This is a genomic window from Streptacidiphilus sp. MAP5-3, assembly GCF_041262505.1.
GTDB lineage: Bacteria > Actinomycetota > Actinomycetes > Streptomycetales > Streptomycetaceae > Streptacidiphilus.
The window spans coordinates 163,891-181,578 of the sequence record NZ_JBGCCL010000012.1 but is presented as its reverse complement, the minus strand read 5'-3'; the positions used below and the strand labels follow the sequence as shown (position 1 = coordinate 181,578).

The 17,688-nt window shown below is 71.6% G+C and carries 16 protein-coding genes; 8 read left to right on the top strand and 8 right to left on the bottom strand.

Annotated features, from left to right (window positions below):
- Positions 1-7: 7 nt before the first annotated feature.
- The 3 genes from ABH928_RS20040 to hpnH form a co-directional block, all read right to left on the bottom strand.
- Entirely contained in the window at positions 8-1,063 is a 1,056-nt protein-coding gene (locus tag ABH928_RS20040; RefSeq protein WP_370068295.1) for a hypothetical protein, read from the bottom strand.
- Between the two features lie 52 nt (positions 1,064-1,115).
- Entirely contained in the window at positions 1,116-1,886 is a 771-nt protein-coding gene (locus tag ABH928_RS20035) for a hypothetical protein (protein ID WP_370068293.1), read from the bottom strand.
- 199 nt (positions 1,887-2,085) lie between these two features.
- The gene (gene hpnH, locus ABH928_RS20030) at positions 2,086-3,090 is read right to left on the bottom strand and encodes an adenosyl-hopene transferase HpnH (protein ID WP_370068291.1); all 1,005 of its coding nucleotides are present in this window, start codon (positions 3,088-3,090) and stop codon (positions 2,086-2,088) included.
- Between the two features lie 79 nt (positions 3,091-3,169).
- Between hpnH and ABH928_RS20025 the strand changes: the two genes are divergently transcribed.
- The 3 genes from ABH928_RS20025 to ABH928_RS20015 all read left to right on the top strand — a co-directional run bounded on the left by ABH928_RS20025 (position 3,170) and on the right by ABH928_RS20015 (position 6,541).
- A complete protein-coding gene (locus tag ABH928_RS20025) occupies positions 3,170-3,880 on the top strand; it encodes a TetR/AcrR family transcriptional regulator (RefSeq protein WP_370068289.1) in 711 nt (236 codons plus the stop codon).
- Positions 3,881-4,001: 121 nt separating this feature from the next.
- A complete protein-coding gene (locus ABH928_RS20020) occupies positions 4,002-5,612 on the top strand; it encodes a flavin-containing monooxygenase (protein ID WP_370068287.1) in 1,611 nt (536 codons plus the stop codon).
- A 35-nt stretch (positions 5,613-5,647) separates the two neighbouring features.
- Positions 5,648-6,541: an SDR family oxidoreductase gene (locus ABH928_RS20015; RefSeq protein WP_370068285.1), complete on the top strand. Its 894-nt coding sequence runs from the start codon at positions 5,648-5,650 to the stop codon at positions 6,539-6,541.
- A 7-nt stretch (positions 6,542-6,548) separates the two neighbouring features.
- On the opposite strand, the gene ABH928_RS20010 is transcribed toward ABH928_RS20015, so the two are convergent.
- The gene (locus tag ABH928_RS20010) at positions 6,549-7,010 is read right to left on the bottom strand and encodes a MarR family winged helix-turn-helix transcriptional regulator (protein ID WP_370068283.1); all 462 of its coding nucleotides are present in this window, start codon (positions 7,008-7,010) and stop codon (positions 6,549-6,551) included.
- A 90-nt stretch (positions 7,011-7,100) separates the two neighbouring features.
- Here ABH928_RS20010 and ABH928_RS20005 point away from each other — a divergent pair, with 90 nt between their 5' ends.
- The gene (locus ABH928_RS20005; protein WP_370068281.1) at positions 7,101-7,580 is read left to right on the top strand and encodes a hypothetical protein; all 480 of its coding nucleotides are present in this window, start codon (positions 7,101-7,103) and stop codon (positions 7,578-7,580) included.
- A complete protein-coding gene (locus ABH928_RS20000; protein WP_370068279.1) occupies positions 7,577-9,187 on the top strand; it encodes a multicopper oxidase family protein in 1,611 nt (536 codons plus the stop codon). The genes ABH928_RS20005 and ABH928_RS20000 overlap by 4 nt, the downstream gene beginning before the upstream one ends.
- Positions 9,188-9,212: 25 nt before the next feature.
- Here the strand turns inward: ABH928_RS20000 and ABH928_RS19995 are convergent, their stop codons facing one another.
- The 3 genes from ABH928_RS19995 to ABH928_RS19985 all read right to left on the bottom strand — a co-directional run bounded on the left by ABH928_RS19995 (position 9,213) and on the right by ABH928_RS19985 (position 11,873).
- A complete protein-coding gene (locus ABH928_RS19995) occupies positions 9,213-9,953 on the bottom strand; it encodes a DUF4232 domain-containing protein (RefSeq protein ID WP_370068277.1) in 741 nt (246 codons plus the stop codon).
- A gap of 46 nt (positions 9,954-9,999) precedes the next feature.
- Positions 10,000-11,442: an aspartate aminotransferase family protein gene (locus ABH928_RS19990; RefSeq protein ID WP_370068275.1), complete on the bottom strand. Its 1,443-nt coding sequence runs from the start codon at positions 11,440-11,442 to the stop codon at positions 10,000-10,002.
- A 71-nt stretch (positions 11,443-11,513) separates the two neighbouring features.
- A complete protein-coding gene (locus ABH928_RS19985; RefSeq protein ID WP_370068273.1) occupies positions 11,514-11,873 on the bottom strand; it encodes a hypothetical protein in 360 nt (119 codons plus the stop codon).
- Between the two features lie 185 nt (positions 11,874-12,058).
- Here ABH928_RS19985 and lnt point away from each other — a divergent pair, with 185 nt between their 5' ends.
- The 3 genes from lnt to glmS all read left to right on the top strand — a co-directional run bounded on the left by lnt (position 12,059) and on the right by glmS (position 15,959).
- Positions 12,059-13,723, top strand: coding sequence for an apolipoprotein N-acyltransferase (gene lnt, locus ABH928_RS19980; protein WP_370068271.1), 1,665 nt, complete (start codon positions 12,059-12,061; stop codon positions 13,721-13,723).
- Positions 13,724-13,835: 112 nt separating this feature from the next.
- A complete protein-coding gene (locus tag ABH928_RS19975; protein ID WP_370068343.1) occupies positions 13,836-14,078 on the top strand; it encodes a hypothetical protein in 243 nt (80 codons plus the stop codon).
- Between the two features lie 39 nt (positions 14,079-14,117).
- Positions 14,118-15,959, top strand: coding sequence for a glutamine--fructose-6-phosphate transaminase (isomerizing) (gene glmS, locus ABH928_RS19970; RefSeq protein ID WP_370068269.1), 1,842 nt, complete (start codon positions 14,118-14,120; stop codon positions 15,957-15,959).
- Here glmS and ABH928_RS19965 read toward each other — a convergent pair.
- Entirely contained in the window at positions 15,946-17,397 is a 1,452-nt protein-coding gene (locus ABH928_RS19965) for a GNAT family N-acetyltransferase (protein WP_370068267.1), read from the bottom strand. The two genes, glmS and ABH928_RS19965, sit on opposite strands and share 14 nt — an antisense overlap.
- Between the last annotated feature and the right edge of the window lie 291 nt (positions 17,398-17,688).

Sequence of the window (17,688 nt, the reverse complement as noted above, 5' to 3'; positions counted from 1 at the left end):
GTCACGATCACACGTCGAACCCCACGTGGACGTGGTCGTGGTGGGTGTCGTCACTGAAGAACTGGTCCGGCGTCCCGCCGCTCAACAGGTAGGGCCCGCCCACGTTGTAGGACCCGGCCGCCGCTGCCGCGCGCATGAAGCCCTCCACCAGGGCGCGCGGCGTGGCCGGGTCGATGACGGCCTGGCCGTCGATCCGCCAGACGTCGAAGGCGCGTCCCTTGGGGTGGTCGCTCGGCCGGGTGGTCCCGAAGACGTCGATCGGATGGCCGGAGCGGACCACGCTCAGCTCGATCCGATGGCTGTGCGACAGCGTCAGCATCGCCTCCAGCGCGCTGTCGTGGATGGTGCCGCTGAGCACGTCCGCATGTGCTGCCGGAGGCAGTGTGATCGCGTCCGAGCCGAGCACCGCGCGGGCGGCGGAGCTGAGCGCGGAGGGCGCCAGCGCCGGGCCGGGGACGGCGGGATGAAGTGCCGTCACCTGCCAGAGCGGCTGCGCGCTGCTGAGCCGTACGTCCACGGTGGTCCCGCCGCTGTCCGCGGTCGTGGTGTCGGCGGTGTCGGTGTGTCCGGGGGTGTACTGGCGGCAGACCACGAGCACGCTGGCCGCATCGCTGAGGATTCCGCCGTACTGCGCCTCCAGTACCTGCAGCGCGGCCTCCGGCGCGGAACCCAGCAGGCCGCCCGCCTGGGCGGCGAGTCCCGGGTCGTAACCGGCCGCGGCTGCCCGGCGCGCCGCAGCGGCCTCGCCCGATCCGCCCACCGGCCAGCTTCCCAGCGCCTCGATCAGCCGCACCGCGCGGAGCTTCACCTGCGGGTCGATGTCGTTGCTGCTGGGCTGCCACGCGGTCGTCGCCGGCAGTGCCGCCGCGCTCGACGTGTGCGTGGAGGGGACAGCGGACGACGGTAGCGGTGTGGGATGCGAGGTCGTGGAGGTCGCGGACGCTCCGGTCGGGCTGTGTGTCGCCGAGGAGCAGGCCGCGACAAGACCCACCACCGCGCCCGCGCCGACCGCGAGCACGCTGCGTCTGCTGACGACCGGCCCGGCCGCGTCAGGAATGCCCACGGCTCCAGTCTGCCCCCGCCGGACGCAGGCCGGGGCAGGGGCCGCAAGGGACTCAGCCGGAGGCGCGTGCCATCTGGTCCAGGTCGCGGAGCAGCGCGGGCAGCTCCGGGCCGCGGCCGACCGGGATGATCTCGTGCGGCTTCTCGTCGAGCAGCAGCAGTGCGATGTCCTCCGTGTGCGCCGCGAGGCTCCAGCCGGGCCCGTCGGCACGGACGATCCGTGCGCCGTCCGGGGCCGGGGCGGAGCGCACCCGACCGGCGGGCGGCGGGTCGCTGGTGTAGCCGCGGGCCTGGTCCAGGGCTCGCTGGACGTGCTGCGGAGGCTGGGCGCCCGTGGAGTCAAAGCTTGCGCCCTCGGCGACCTGGTGGCGCCAGGTGAGCCAGTGCTTGGCCACCTCGTCCGCGGCCAGCCGCCGGTGCGCCGGGCCCCAGGCCTGCGGGTCGGGGGCCCGCAGCAGCACCGGGTGGTCGCCCTGCGGGTCGTGCGGCTCGGGGATGTCGGGCGTGGCGATGGTGATGGCCAGCGGCCAGCCCGCGACGGTGTCGACGACGGTGCGTTCGGGCGCGGCCAGCTCGTACTCCATGCCGCAGTCCCAGGCCGCTATCGCGCAGCCGACCAGGGCCGCGTCGTCGCAGACCACCGTCCAGCGGGCACCGGTGCCGTCCTGGCCGAAGAGCAGGCCGTAGCCGTCGGACCAGGGCTCCACACCGAGCGCGGCGCAGGCCTCCGGGTAGTCGTCCCCGAGCACGCTCGGGAACTGCGCTGGGGTCACCAACAGCGCCGTGAGCACGTAGAACGTGTCCAGCTCTTCCTTCGCGGCCATGGTGCCTGCCCCTAACTTGCCTTGCTGTGTCCGACTGATCTGCTGCCCCCCGATGGGGCCTCATGCTAGTGACGCGTCGGTAGCGTTTGCCAGGGACGAAAGGGACGGGCCGTCGTATCGTGCCGCAACGTTTCGGCTTCGATACGACGGCCCGTCCCTGGTTAGGCCGATCGGGTGAGAGAGGAGCGGGCTGGACAGCTCAGCCGCTGGTGACCGCCCGCAGGCTCTCCTTGAGGGAGGACATGGTGGCCAGCACGGCGGTCGGCTCGTAGCCGCAGTGCGCCATGCAGTTGTCGCAGCGGGGGTCCTTGCCGCGGCCGTAGTTGTCCCAGTCCGTCGAGTCCAGCAGCTCCTGGTAGGAGTCGACGTAGCCGTCGGCCATCAGGTAGCACGGCTTCTGCCAGCCCTTGAGCGAGTAGGACGGGATCGCCCACGGGGTGCACTCGAAGTCGGTCTTCCCCTCCAGGAAGTCCAGGTAGAGCGCGGAGTGGTTGAGCCGCCACTTCTTGCGGCGGCCGTCCCCGAAGGCCTTCTTGAACAGCTGCCGGGTCTGCTCGACGCCGAGGAAGCGGTCCTGGTCCGGGGCCTTCTCGTAGGCGTAGCCGGGCGAGATCTGCATCCGGTCGACCTTGAGCTCGTCGTTCAGGTAGTCCAGCACCTCGATGATGTCCTGAGGGCTGTCGTTGTTGAAGAACGTCGAGTTCGTGTAGACCTGGAACCCGGCCGCCTTGGCCTGCCGGATGGCCGCGATGGCGTCGTCGAAGACGCCTTCCTTGCTCACCGACTCGTCGTGCCGCTCACGCAGCCCGTCGATGTGGACCATCCAGGCGAAGTTGCGGTGCGGCTTGAACTTGTGGATGTGCTTGGGCAGCAACAGCGCGTTGGTGCAGAGCACCACGAACTTGCCGCGCTTCAGCAGCTGCCGCGTGATCTCGTCGATCTGCGGGTGCATCAGCGGCTCGCCACCGGCCAGCGACACCATCGGTGCGCCGGACTCCTCCACGGCGGCGACGGCCTGCTCCACCGGCATGCGCTGCTTGAGCACACTGGCCGGGTGCTGGATCTTGCCGCAGCCCTGGCAGGCCAGATTGCACGCGAAGAGGGGTTCCACCTCGACGATCAGTGGGAACTTCTCGCGGCGGGCAAGCTTCTGCTTGAGGAGGTACGTGCCCATCTTGACGGTCAGATTGAGTGGGAGTCCCATGATCCATGTCTCCGTTCCCGCGGGCCGCGGGTCCGTGGCCCTCCTCTAACATACAGTCTGTATGGAACAGGATGTAGGTATGACAGCTCCTCGATCGGCGCGTGGTCCGCGTGGTCGGCGTGCGGAACACACCGCCGACACCCGGCGCGCGCTGCTGCGCGCGGCGCGCACGCTGTTCGCCGAGCGTGGGTACACCGCGACGGGCACGGAGGACATCGTCGCTGCGGCCCAGGTCACCCGGGGTGCGCTCTACCACCACTTCAAGGACAAGGCCGACCTGTTCCGCGCGGTGATGGGCGATTGCGCCCAGGACATGGCCGAACGGTTGGTCGAACAGGAAACCGCGCGGGCGGAGGCCCGGTCGGGTGACGCCTGGACGCTGCTGCGGCTCGGATTCCAGTCCTTCCTCGACGCCTGCAACGATCCCGACTTCCAGCGGATCGTGCTCGTCGAGGGCCCGGCCGTGCTCGGCCACAGCGCCTGGGACGCACTGGTGGAGCAGCACGGCTACGTGCTGCTGGCCGAGGAGCTGACCAGGGCGATCGCCGAGGGCAGCATCCAGCCGATGCCGGTCGCGCCGCTGACCAGGCTGCTGGCCGCGCTGATCTCCGAGGCCAGCCTCTATATCGCCCGGGCGGAGGACCACGCCCGGGCGCGTCGCGAGGCGGGCGAGGTCCTGGACCGTCTGCTCACCGGGCTGACCCTGCCGGGCGCCCCCGGAGGTGGTAGGGCCGGTGGGGCCGACTTCGGCGACGTGCCGGGCGCGGGCTTCGGGCGTACCGGCGCGTAACTTCCGGCTTCCGGAGTCTTCCCGAGCCATCCGGTGTCCCCTACGCTCCTGACTGTGCCACCGATCACTGGCACAGTTGGTGGCGGCGGGATCCGAGTGAGGGATGCGCGGGAGGTCCGGTATGGCGGGCAGGCAGAAGACCGAGAAGGCCCAGAAGACGGCCGGGGCGGCCGCGGCAGCCGGAGTGGCCGCAGTGGCCGGGGAGCAGGGCGCCGACAGCGCGGTGCAGCAGGTCAGGGTCGCTGTGATCGGCACCGGCTTCGGCGGACTGGGCGCGGCGGTGCGGCTGCGCGAGGAGGGCGTCACCGACTTCGTCGTGCTGGAGCGCGCGGACTCCGTCGGCGGCACCTGGCGCGACAACAGCTACCCCGGCTGCGCCTGCGACGTCCCCTCGCACCTGTACTCGTTCTCCTTCGCGCCCAACCCCGACTGGCCGCGCACCTTCTCCGGCCAGCCGGAGATCCGCGCCTACCTGGAGCGGATCGTCGACCGGTTCCAGCTCCGCCCGCACCTGCGGTTCCGGCACACCGTCACCGCGGCGCGCTGGAACACCACCACGGCACGCTGGGACATCGAGACCGACCAGGGCCGCTTCAGCGCCCAGGTCCTGGTCGCGGCCACCGGCCCGCTCTCGGACCCGCAGATCCCGGACGTGCCCGGGCTGGCGGACTTCCCCGGGCAGGTCTTCCACTCGGCGCAGTGGAACCACGAGTTCGACCTGAGCGGCAAGCGCGTCGCGGTCGTCGGGACCGGCGCGTCCGCGATCCAGATCGTGCCGGCGATCCAGCCCGTGGTGGACAGGCTGGTGCTGTTCCAGCGCACGCCCGCTTGGGTGATGGCGCGGATGGACCGCGACATCACCTCTGCCGAGCGGTTCCTCTACCGGCGTCTGCCGGCCAGCCAGAAGGCGCTGCGCGGCGCGCTCTGGCTGATCCGTGAGTACCAGGTCGGCGCGTTCGTGAAGCATCCCGGACTGCTCAGGGCGGCCGAGGCGCTGGCCGGGCAGAACCTGCGACGGGCCGTCAAGGACCCGGCGCTGCGGGCCAAGCTCACGCCCGACTACCGGTTCGGCTGCAAGCGGGTGCTGCTCTCCAACACCTACTACCCGGCGCTGGCCCAGCCCAACGCCGAGGTCGTCGCCTCCGGGCTCAAGGAGGTCAAGGGCGGCACCTTGGTCGCCGCCGACGGTACCGAGCACGAGGCCGACGTGATCGTCTTCGGCACCGGCTTCCATGTCACCGACATGCCCGTCGCCGCCCACATCACCGGCGCGGCGGGGACGACGCTGGCGGAGGAGTGGTCCGAGGGCATGTCGGCGCTGCGCGGCACGACCGTGCGCGGCTTCCCGAACCTGCTCTTCGTGATCGGTCCCAACACCGGTCTCGGCAACAGCTCGATGGTGCTGATGATCGAGTCCCAGCTCAACTACCTGGCCGACTACCTGCGCAAGCTGGACGCCAGCGGCGCCGTCGCCCTGGACGTCACCGCCTCCGCGCAGCGACGCTGGAACGACGATGTGCAGCGCCGGATGAGCCGGACCGTGTGGAACACCGGCGGCTGCCGCAGTTGGTACCTGGACGGCAAGGGCAACAACACCGTGCTCTGGCCGGGCACCACCGCGCACTACCGCCGCGAGACCCGCGCGGTCGACCTGCACGAGTACGACCAGGTCCGTCAGGTCGACGGGGCCCTTGTGGTCCCCACCGCCGCGGCTGCCCCCGCACACGCGTGACCACCGCACCGAACGCCGCCCGAAAGGTTCGTGAGATGTCCAAGCACAGCATGGCCGCCCAGGTCGCCGTGATCACCGGCGCCGCCCGTGGGGTCGGCGCCCAGCTCGCCCGGGTGCTGGCCGCCCGCGGTGCCAGGGTGGCGCTCGTCGGCCTGGAGCGCGACGAACTGGCCGCCGTCGCCGAGTCCTGCGGGCCCGACGTCGGGTGGTGGGAGGCGAACGTCACGGACCGCGAGGCGCTGCGCACGGTCGCGGACGAGATTGTCGAGCGCTACGGGAAGATCGACGTGGTGGTCGCCAATGCCGGTATCGCCACCGGCGCGCCGTTCATGGACTCCGACCCGGACGTCTGGACGCGGGTGATCGACGTCAACCTGGTCGGCAGCGCCAACACCGCCTGGGCCTTCCTGCCCGCGCTGACCGCCTCGCGCGGCTACTTCCTGCAGATCGCCTCGCTGGCCGCGCTCACGCCCGCGCCGTTGATGACGGCTTACTGCGCGAGCAAGGCCGGGGTCGAGGCCCTCGCCCACTCGCTTCGTCCGGAGTTGGCGCTCAAGGGTGTCAAGGTCGGTGTGGGGTACCTCAGTTGGACCGACACCGACATGGTGCGCGGCGCGGACGAGGACGACGTCATGCGCGACATGCGTGCGGGCCTGCCCTGGCCGCTCAACAAGACCTACCCGCTGGCCCCGGCCGTCGAGCGGATCGCGGACGGCGTCGCCCGGCGCTCCACCCACGTCTACGCCCAGGCCTGGCTGCGGGCGATGCAGCCGCAGCGGCACCTGACGCCGCTGATCGTCGGCGCGGTGGGGCCCGTCAAGCTGCGCGCGATGGGCTCGCGGCTGGCGGAGTTCGCGGAGAAGCCGCGCGGCCTGGTCGGCCGTGGCGGCGCGGCGGACGACGCGGCGCGCGGGACGCAGGTCAAGTAGCGGCGGGTCAGTTGGCCGACCTTGGCTCGGGGGAGCCGTCCGGGGCCGGGGAGGCGGCGAAACGGGCCAGCAGGGCGCGGAGGGTGAGTGTCTCCTCAGGCGTCAGGCCCTGTGCCAGCCGCTGGTCGGTCCGCTCGGCCGTCTCCTTGACCCGCGCCAGCACCTCGTGTCCAGGGTCGGTCAGGGTGACCAGGTGGGCTCGGCGGTCGGTCGGGTGCGGCTGGCGTCGCACCAGGCCGCGCTGCTCCAGCCCGTCGATGTAACGCACCATCGAGGACTTGTCGTTGCCGGTCAGGTCGATCAGCTGACGCTGGGTCAGCGGGCCGAGCTGGTGCAGGCTGAGCAGCAGGCCGGCTCCCGAGGTCTCCAGCCCGATCGGGCGCAGTGCCTCGGTGAAGGCGCGGGAGGCGCGGACATGAGCCTGACGCAGGATCATGCCCAGGGGCGGGGAGAAGGGTTCGTTCGTCATCGAGGTCCAGCCTAAGGGGTGGTGTCAAAACAATCTCATATGAGAGTATCTCGCCAGAGACGAGTTTCCGCTCCTCCCTGGGGGATACGCATGTCGAACAGAACCACCCCGCACCGATGGCCGGTCGTTTCGCTGCGGGTGACCGCCGCGCTGGTCGCCCTGCTCGCGGTTGCGCAGCCGGTGCTGGCCGGTGGCTTCCTGCAGGGGTTCTACCCGCTGCTCAATGCCCACATGTTGGCGGCGATGATCCTGGCCACGGTGGCGCTGCTGGCGGCGATCGCCGGTGTGCTGGTGTGGCGGGTCTCCGGCGGGCCGCACTCCTTCGCGATCCAGTACGCCGTCATGGTCGTGGCCTGCGCGGCGCAGATCAGTCTCGGTTTCGACCGGGTGTTGATCCTGCACGTACCCCTGGGCGTGGGCATCTTCGTGATGGCCGAGAAGTTCGCCGTGGACGTCTTCACGTTCAAGCCGGACGCGTCGGCCGACACTGTTGGCGACGAGGCCGACCAGGCCAACGAGGCCGACGAGGCCGAGGCCGCCTCCGGTCAAGCCGCCGAGGTGGGTGCATGAGCGCCGCTGAGGCGGGGGCGGCGGGCCCGGTGGCGGCGGGGATGAGTCGACGCCGGATGCTCGGGATCGGCGCTGCCGCGGTGCTCGGCGCGGGCGCGGTCGCCGGGGGACTGCCCGCGCTCGGGCGGTTGATCCCGAACGGCCAGCCGGGCCTGCTGCTCGGCAGCAAGGTGCCGCTGCCCGCGCGCTACGCGGTGCCGCTGCCCGTGCCGTCGGTGCTGAAGCCGGTGCGCACGGACGCGACCACCGACTACTACGAGATCACCGCCCGTCCGGGGCTGGCGAATCTGGTGCCGGGCCGTCAGACCGAGGTCTGGGGCTACCAGGGCATGTTCCCCGGCCCCACCATCGAGTCGCGCTCGGGCCGACGCACTGTGGTCACCCACACCAACGAACTGCCGCACGCCACCGTGGTCCACCTCCACGGCGGCCACACCCCGCACGAGAGCGACGGCTACCCGCTGGACCTGATCACCCCGCTCGGCGGCAGCGCGGCCGGGGTGGGCGGCAACGCCGGGATGGCCGGCATGCCGGGGATGTCGTCCGCGACCTTCGCGCCGCAGCGCCAGTACGTCTACCCGATGCAGCAGCGCGCCGCCACGCTCTGGTACCACGACCACACCATGGGTTTCACCGGCCCGCACGTCTATCGCGGGTTGGCGGGGTTCCACCTGGTCCGCGACGACGAGGAGGCCGCGCTCGGCCTGCCGCAGGGCCCGCGCGAGCTGCCGCTGATGATCGCCGACCGCGCATTCGACGAGAACGGCAACTTCGCCTACCCGGCGCTGGACCCGTCCGAGGGTCGGCCCGGTGTCCAGGACACCTACATGAACGGCGTGTTGGGCGACGTCATCCTGGTCAACGGCGTGCCCTGGCCGGTCGCCAAGGTCGACCGCGCCCGCTACCGGCTGCGGCTGCTCAACGCGTCCAACGCCCGCCGCTACCGACTGGAGCTCGACCCGCAGCCGCCGGGTGGCGGCGCGCTCGTCCAGATCGGCTCCGACGGCGGTCTGCTGGAGCGGTCCGTCACCCACGACGGCATCGAGCTGGCCTCGGCCGAACGGTTCGACGTCGTGGTCGACTTCGCCCGCTACCCGGCCGGGAGCAGCGTCCGGCTGGTCAACCGCCTCGGCAGCGGCGGCACGGCGGAGGTGATGCGGTTCGACATCGGCAGCGCGGGTGTCAGCGACGACTCGCGGGTGCCGGAGCAACTCGCCACCGTCGAGCGGCTGGACCCGGCCAAGGCCGTGGCCACCCGTACCTTTCTCTTCCAGAAGTCGGCCGACAGCTGGACCATCAACGGGCAGGAGTACCAGCCCGGCCACTCGCTGGCCAGGCCCAAGCTCGGTCAGGTCGAGATCTGGCGCTTCGTCACCGACGTGCACCATCCGGTCCACGTACACCTGGACCCGTTTCAGGTGGTCAGCCGCAACAACACCGCGCCCGGCGAGTACGACGCCGGGTGGAAGGACACCGTGGACGTGCTCCCTGCCCAGGGCGTCGAGGTCGCGGTCCGGTTCAGCGACTACGCCGGGCGGTTCCTGCTCCACTGCCACAACCTGGAGCACGAGGACATGGCGATGATGGCCGAGTTCACCACGGAGTAGCCGAGCGCGCCCCTGTGACGCCGCGTCAGTCCTGGTTGCCGGTCGTTCCGGGGACCACGGGGTGCACCTGGATGGCGCTGCAGCCCATCATCTGGATCGGCAGCCGCGTCGAGGTCTTGGTTCCGGGAGGCGTGACCAGCAGGCCCGCGTAGGTCGGGCAGCTGGTCGCGTTGCCCTCGGGCACGTCCGTGCCCTCGACGCGGGCGGAGGCCGTCGCGCCGGGGGCCACCACGACGGCGGTCGGCGCGGTGGCGCCCTGCGGTGCGCCGCCCATCATGCCGCGCAGGGTCCGGGTGGCCTGGGCGACCTGCTGGCCGCCGCTGTCCAGGGCGGCCACGCCCGGGTAGCCGTAGATGCTGCACGAGGTCGAGCCGGTGTTGTGGAACAGCAGCACCGCGGCGCTGTGCCCGGCCGCGCCGTCGCCCTGGCCCTCGGAGACGGTGATCTGCGAGCCGGTACAGGTGGGCGTTCCGGCCGCCTGACCGCCGCCCGTCGAGCCGCCGCTGGTCGAGCCCGTCGATCCCGTGGAACCGGAACCGCCCGTCGAGCTGCTGCCACCGGTCGAGCCGTTGCCGCCGGAACCGCCGGTGTCTCCCGAGCCGCCGGTGGCCGAGGCGGAAGCCGTCGCAGATGATCCGGCCGTCGCCGAGGAGCCGGAGCCGGAACCGCTGTTGCCGGAACAGGCGGTGGCGGCGAGGCAGAGGGCCGTGGCGCCCAGGAGAGCGAGACCGGCACGGCCGGCCCTGTGTGCAGGATTGATCTTCATGTACATGGAGACGGGCCGTCCGACCTGTGGGGTTCCTGGGCTGTTGTCACAGTTCCGTCCCGAGGGCCGCGCCTGCGGTCAGCACCTCGTCGACCAGGATCCGCAGGTCCTCCTCCGTGGTCGCGGCGTTGAGCAGACAGGCCCGCACCGCCTCGCAACCGGCCAGCACCGTGCCGGTGACGAAGGCCCGCCCGCGCTGCTGCACGGCGACCGCCAGCGCCGCGTTGACCTGCTGGACCCGCTCCGCAGGCAGCGCCCGCTCGCCCGTCGGCCGGTAGCGGAAGGCGACGATGGACGTCTCGACCGCGGCCAGCAGCTCCAGATCCGGTTCCTGCTCGACGAGTTGACCGAGCGTGCGGGCGAGCGCGCAGCAGCGGGAGATGTCGCGGACGATGCCCTCGCGACCCGCCGCCGCGATCGTCGCCCAGACCTTGAGCGAACGGAACGGGCGGGTCTGCTCGATCCCGTACTCGGAGAACCAGCCCAGGCCCCCGGCGTCCTCGTCACGGAGATAGGGCGGTACCAGGCTGAACGTCCCGCGCAGCTGTTCCGCGTCGCGGACCAGCACACAACCGCAGTCGACGGGCACGCCCAGCCACTTGTGCGGGTCCAGCGCCAGCGAGTCGGCCCGCTCCAGCCCGGCGTAACGCGGGGCGGACACCGGATCCAGCCGTCCGAACGCGCCGTAGGCGCCGTCGACGTGGAACCAGATGCCCTCGGCGCTCTGCTCGCAGACGTCGGCGAGCGCGGCCAGGTCGTCGATCGCGCCGGTGTTGACCGTCCCGGCGGAGCCGACGACGAGGAACGGCACCAGCCCCGCCGCCCGGTCCGCGTCGAGCTGCGACCGCAGTGCGGCCGGATCCAGCCGTCCCTCGGTGTCGGTGGCGACCACCTTGAGGTTCCTGCTGCCGATGCCCAGCAGCTCGGCGGCCTTGCGCACGCACGAGTGCGTCTCCGCGCTGACGTAGCCGACCAGCGGCGGCAGCGCCGCGACCCCGTCGTGACGCACGTCCACCCCGAGCCGCGCGGCGGCGCGGTTGCGCGCGGCACCGAGCGCGACGATGGTGGCCATCGACGCCCCGGAGGTCAGCAGCCCGCCACCGGGCGGATGCGGAAACCCGACCAACTCGGCCAGCCACCGCACGACCGTGCGCTCCAGATGCACGTCGGCGTGGTCGCCTCCGGCACTGCTCGGGTTCATCGCGGCCCCGGCCAGCGCGCCCAGCACCCCGGCGGGCGCGGGCGCGGCGTTGACCCACCCGAAGAACCGCGGATGCCCGTTACCCATCGGGTACGGCAGCACGGTCTCGCCGACCGTCTTCACCAGCGCGTCCAGTGCTGTGGGCACTTCCGGAAGCGGCGCGTCAAGCAGCGCGTCCCGCGCCGCTTCCGGCATCGGTGTCCAGACGCTCCGCGCAGGCAGCCCGTCAAGGTAGTCGGCGAGCAACTCGACTGCGTCGTGCCCGGCGGAACGAAAGTCGCTGGTCATGCCGCCACCCTAGCGAGCAGCCGACTGCGCCGGTCCGACCGTCTCACCGGCCGTCGCCCCTACCGCTACCGCTACCGCGAGCCCGGCTCGCTCAGCGCGATCGCGTCGCTCGGGAGGGTCGGCTTCGGGCGGCGGGGGAAGCGGTCGCCTGCGGTGGGTGGGCCGCCTTCGCCACCCGGAGTGCGGCGGCTGCGGCCGAGGAGGCGTTCCGCGACCAGGCGCATCGGGGTGCTGAGAGCGACCGCCAAGGGGTGGCGTGCGATCCGGAATGTGACGCGGTTCCCGCAGGCACGCCCCGGACCGGTCCAGGAGCGTTCCAACGGGTAGCCGACGAAGAGCCAGACTGGGGCCAGCGCCACCACGCCGACCGTGATCGCCGCAAACTGTGTACCCGTTCGGATGCGCCCGGGTTGCTGCTGATGTGATGCCATGTCACCCTCCCATCGTCTCCAGGGTGCGCCGACGGATGCGAGGGCGCAAACACCCTGCGAACGACCTGCAAACAAGGTGCTCAACCGGTGATCGCGTCGGAGACTGGGACCTGGAGGCACCGGAGCCAGCAAGATGGTGCGGCCGGCACGTTTCCTTGGGGGAGAGAAAGAGAAAGAGGATCAGCGTGAGCGTCGTCACCGGGAGAAAGCCGCTGGGCGGGCACAGCGATCCGCCGCCCCCGGACACGTCCGCCGGCCCTCGATCGTCCCGTCTCCGGCGTCTCGTCCGGCGCAGCGCCAAGCCGCTGTTGGCGGCGTTCTGCGGCGCGCTGCCTGTGCTGATCTTTCCCGCGCCCGGGTGGTGGTGGTTCGCCTACGTCTGTCTGGTGCCGCTGCTGCTGGTACTACGCGGCGCAGCCACGCCCCGGAAGGCGCTGCAGCTGGGCTGGTTCGGCGGGATCGGCTTCCTGATCGGCGTGATGAGCTGGCTGATCCCCTCGCTGAGCGTCTTCATCGTGGCGATCGCGGCGCTGCTCGGACTGATCTGGGCGCCGTGGGGCTGGCTGGTGCACCGGCTGCTGCACGGCACCCCGGACGTCGGGCGGGTGGTCGCCGCGCTGGTGCTGGTGCCGACCGGATGGCTGGTGACCGAGACGGTGCGCTCCTGGCAGTACCTGGGTGGGCCGTGGGGGCTGCTCGGGGCGAGCCAGTACCAGCAGCACGCCGCGCTGCGGCTGGCCTCGGTCGGCGGGGTGTGGCTGGACAGCCTGCTGATCGTGGCGGTGAACACGGCCGTCGTCGCGCTGATCGTCTCCTGGGGCCGGTCCTACGTCGCATGGCTCACGCTGGTCTCCCTCGCGCTCGGTACCGTCGCCGTCTCCGCGTGGGCGCCGCAGCCGAAGCTGACGGGGAGCAGCGCCGCCGTGGGCGTGGTCCAGCCGGGCCTGGCGGTGGACTCGACGGGCTACCGGACCGTCCGTGGCGAGCAGTTGACCGCCACGCTCGCGGCGGACCACCCGGATCTGGTGCTCTGGGGCGAGAGCAGCGTCGCCGACGACCTCACGGTCCATCCGGACGTCACCGCCGACCTCGCCGCCCTCTCCCGTGCCACCGGGGCGGACCTGCTGGTCAATGTGGACGCGGTGCGGCCGGGCCTCGGCGGGATCTACAAGAGCTCGGTCCTCGTCGGACCGGACGGGCTGACCGGGCAGCGGTACGACAAGATCCGGCTGGTGCCCTTCGGCGAGTACATCCCGCTGCGGCCGGTCCTCGGGTTCGTCTCGGACTTCTCCAAGGCCGCCGCGGTGGACCGCCGACGCGGTACCACGCCGGTGGTGATGACGGTGCCGACGCCCGGCGGCGGGACGCTCAAGGTCGGGCCGCTGATCTGCTTCGAGTCGGCCTTCCCCGACATGAGCCGCGCGCTGGAGCAGCGCGGTGCGCAGGTGATCCTGGTCCAGTCGGCCACCTCGACGTTCCAGGGCACCTGGGCGCCCGAGCAGCACGCCTCGCTGGCCGCGTTCCGCGCCGCCGAGTCGGGGCGCTCGGTCGTCCAGGCGACGCTGACCGGCGTCAGCGTGGCCTACGACCCCGCCGGGCGGCAGGTCGGCACCGAGCTGGGCAAGTCGGACAGCGCGGCCACCGTCTACACGGTCCCGCTGGCGACCGGCGACACCCTCTATGACCGGTGGGGCAACTGGGTGCCCACCGGCTCGGTACTGGTGCTGCTGCTCTGGGGCGGGGCCTGGTATGTCGCGGGTCGTCGGAGTTCCAAGCCGAGTTCCAGCTCCGAGCGGGGTTCCGAGCGGGGTTCCGAGCGGGGCTCCAAGGGCAGTTCCGGGGAGAGCTGAGGGCCGTTAGCGCGAAGTCCTGCCCGAAATCGGGCAGGATTCTTGGTGAACGACTCCTCTCTGCGTAAGGTCGTGCCTCGTGTCCCAGGCCAGCCACCCTCACGACGACCTGATGCAGTACCTGCTCCGGACCACCTCCCTCGGCCCCGGTGAGGCCGCCCGCGTCATCGCGGACGTGCTCGCCTACTTCGGCGAGGGAACCGAGGAGTACGTGCGGCGCCGCCACGGCGAGCTCCAGGCGCGCGGGCTGACCAACGACCAGATCTTCGCCCGTATCGGTCCCGAGCTGCAGCAGCGGCGCGTGTCAGCACCCGAGCTGTCCGCCCGCCAACTGCGCCGGATCGTCTACGGGTGAGCCGACGCAGAGACGCGAGAGACGCGGAGGAGAGTTCATATGTGCGGAATCGTCGCCTACATCGGTAGCAAGGACGCGGCCCCGATCCTGCTGGAGGGCCTGGCCCGACTGGAGTACCGGGGCTACGACTCGGCCGGTATCACCGTCGCCGCCAAGGGCGGACTGAAGACGGTGAAGAAGAAGGGCCGGGTCGCCGACCTGGCCGCGGCCGTCCCGGCGCACATGCTTTCCAAGGGACGCGGCAAGGGCACCTCCGGCATCGGCCACACCCGCTGGGCCACCCACGGCGAGCCGAGCGACGTCAACTCGCACCCGCACCAGGACGGTTCGGGGCGCTTCGCCGTGGTCCACAACGGCATCATCGAGAACGCCGACCAACTGCGCGCCAAGTTGGAGAGCGAGGGCGTGGTCTTCGTCTCGGAGACCGACACCGAGGTGCTGGCCCACCTGGTCGCCGCCTGTGCGAAGGACAGCGAGGAGCTTGAGGACGCGGTCCGTGCCGCCCTCTCCCGCGTGGTCGGCACCTACGGCATCGCCGTGCTGGACGCGGAGCACCCCGACCGGATCGTGGTCGCCCGCAACGGCAGCCCGATCGTGCTCGGCATCGGCGAGAAGGAGATGTTCGCCGCCTCCGACGTGGCCGCGCTGGTCCGCTACACCCGCCAGGTCGTCCACCTGGACGACGGCGAGCTGGCCACGGTCCGCGCCGACGGCTTCCAGACCTTCACCCAGGACGCCCGCGCCACCGCCAAGCAGCCTTCGACGGTGAACATCGAGGAGGCCTCCTACGACACCGCGGGGCACGCGCACTACCTGATCAAGGAGATCCACGAGCAGCCGGGAGCCGTCGAGCGGACCCTCTCCGGCCGCGTCGACGAGCGGTTCGCCACCGCGCACCTGGGCGGCCTGAACCTGGACGCGCGCGAGGCGCGCGCCTTCCGCCGGGTCAAGATCCTCGGCTGCGGCTCGGCGTACTACTCGGGCGAGCTCGGCGCCCAGCTGATCGAGGAGCTGGCCCGGATCCCCGCCGACGCGGAGCCGGCCTCCGAGTTCCGCTACCGCAACCCGGTGATCGAGGCGGACACCCTCTACATCGCGGTCAGCCAGTCCGGCGAGACCTACGACACCCTGGCCGCGGTCCAGGAGATCAAGCGCAAGGGCGGCCGGGTCCTCGGCGTCGTCAACACGGTCGGCAGCGCCATCGCCCGCGAGTGCGACGGCGGCGTCTACCTGCACGCCGGGCCGGAGATCTCGGTCGCCTCGACCAAGGCGTTCACCTCGACGGCCGTGGCCTTCGCGCTGATCGCGCTGCACTTCGGCCGCGTCCACGACCTCTCGCCCGCCGACGGCCGCCGGATCTGCGCGGGCCTGAAGGCGCTGCCCGGCCAGATCCGGCAGATCCTGGCCGGCGAGGACCGGATCGCCAAGCTGGCCGCCGAGTACGCGCACAACGCCGGGATGATGTTCGTCGGCCGGGTGCGCGGCTGGCCGGTGGCCCGCGAGGGCGCGCAGAAGCTCAAGGAGGTCTCGTATGTCCACGCCGAGGCCTACCCGGCCAGCGAGCTCAAGCACGGCCCACTGGCGCTGATCGGCCCCGAGCTGCCGACCGTCGCGTTGGTGCCGGACGACGAGCTGGTGGAGAAGAACCTCACCACCCTGGGCGAGATCCGGGCCCGCCACGGCCGGGTGCTGATGGTCGGTCACACCGCGCCGGACCCGAAGTTCGCCGAGGACGCGATCCTGATCCCGAAGAACGAGCCGGAGCTGGACCCGATCCTGCTCGGCATCCCGCTCCAACTCCTCGCCTACTACGCGGCGGTGGCGCTTGAGCGGGACGTGGACAAGCCGCGCAACCTGGCGAAGTCGGTCACCGTCGAGTAATCGACGCGGCGGCTGAGGCCGACGCGGCAGACACAGTCGACGCGGCCGACCCGGCCGACGTGGGCTGCGGGACGGCGAGGTGGGCCGTGATCACCAGCGTGCCTTCGTCGACGTGGTAGTCGAGCGGCACGGAGAGTTGACGCAGCGTCGCGATCATGCCTGCGTTGGCGGACGTGGTCACGGCGTAGACCTCGGCCAGTCCTGCGCGGCGGGCCAGCTCGGTGAGGCGGCGGACCAGGACTCCGCCCAGGCCGCGGCGTTGCCACGCGTCCTCGACCAGGACCGCGATCTCGGCCGCGTCGTCGTCCCAGAGCAGGTGGGCGAGGGCGACGAGGCGGCCGTCCTCGGCCTCGACGGCCAGCGTCTGGCCGTGGCGCGGGTCGAGCAGGTGGCCGAGGAAGCGGTCGGCGTCGCCGACCGGACCGTGGTAGCGCTGGCGGAGCGTCCGGGTGCTGCACCGTTCGTGCAGGGCGATTGCGGCGGCCCGGTCGCGGGGCTCGGCGCGGCGCACGGAGATCTCGCCGCCCTCGGCGCCCTCGGCGGACCCGTGGGGGGCGCCGAGCAGGCGCAGCGTCTGGCGGGTGTGCGGGATCCGGGGGCCGAGCCGGGCGTCCAGCTCGATCAGCGCCCGCGCCCTGGCGAACTCGGTCGGGGTGAACGCCGGCTGCTCGCGCTTGAGTTCGAGGACACCGCCGGCCGGGTCGCGCAGCCGCATCACCGCGCCGTCCAGCTCGTCCTCGGCGAGCTCGCGGCCGGGGATCGAGCGGATCCGGCACCGTCCGAACAGCTGCCGCAGCGCCAGCGGCAGTTCGGCGGCGTCCTGGGCGGTCCGGGTGGCCATGGTGAGCACGCGGGTCGGCACGTCGACCAGGTCGTGGGCGTCGGCGCGTTCCAGCCACACCTCGGTGCCGCCCGCCGCGACCACCGCCCGGGTCAGCTCCTGCGCGGCGAGCTCCGGAGTCGCCCGGACGACGAACTCGTCAACGGTCTCCTCGGCGAGCGGGTGGGCCTGCATGGAGACGATGTTGACCGGGATGTCCGCCAGTGCCCGGCACAGCGTGGCCAGACTGCCCGGCGCGTCCGTGACCGTGGCGCGGATCCGCCACAGCGCCACCTCCTCCGGCGGCGTGGCGGCGGTGGGCGCGGCGAGCTCCTCCCCGGGCGCCTCACTGCCCGCGACCGAGGTGATCACGCCTGGTGGGGCGTGTGTGTGCCGGTGTGTCCACCAGCTGTGCCCCAGGGCTGTGGCCACGAGTGCGACGGCTGAGGAGAACAGCAGCACCGGACCGTCGTGGCCGTGCACGACCACGTTCGCGACCAAATCGGCCACCGCGACTGCGGTGAAGACTGCGGAGAGCTCGACCGTGTCTCTGCGCCAGCGGTGCTTCGGGTGACCGGCAGAGGAGTTGGCGTGGTGGGTGAGATGAGACTGCTTCATGCTGCCATGTTGCCGAAGCAGTGTTTCGCAACCACGAACCGATCATGACCACGAAGTAAAGCTTGCATTTGAAACGGAATGTCCGATTTCGCACTGTCGGTGGGCGCGGCGGTCGTGCTCGGGTCTGACGGATTGACAGATTCCGCGGTCCCATCCGCGGTCCTCGCGGCCCTGGGCCGCTCCCTGTCCTGGCCGGATTGAGCGGGGCGCGGCGGCGACCGCGGATCCTACACAGGCACAGATGAACGATTGCAGTGTTCTTCAATTCCGGTAACTGGTGCGGAGTTTGGA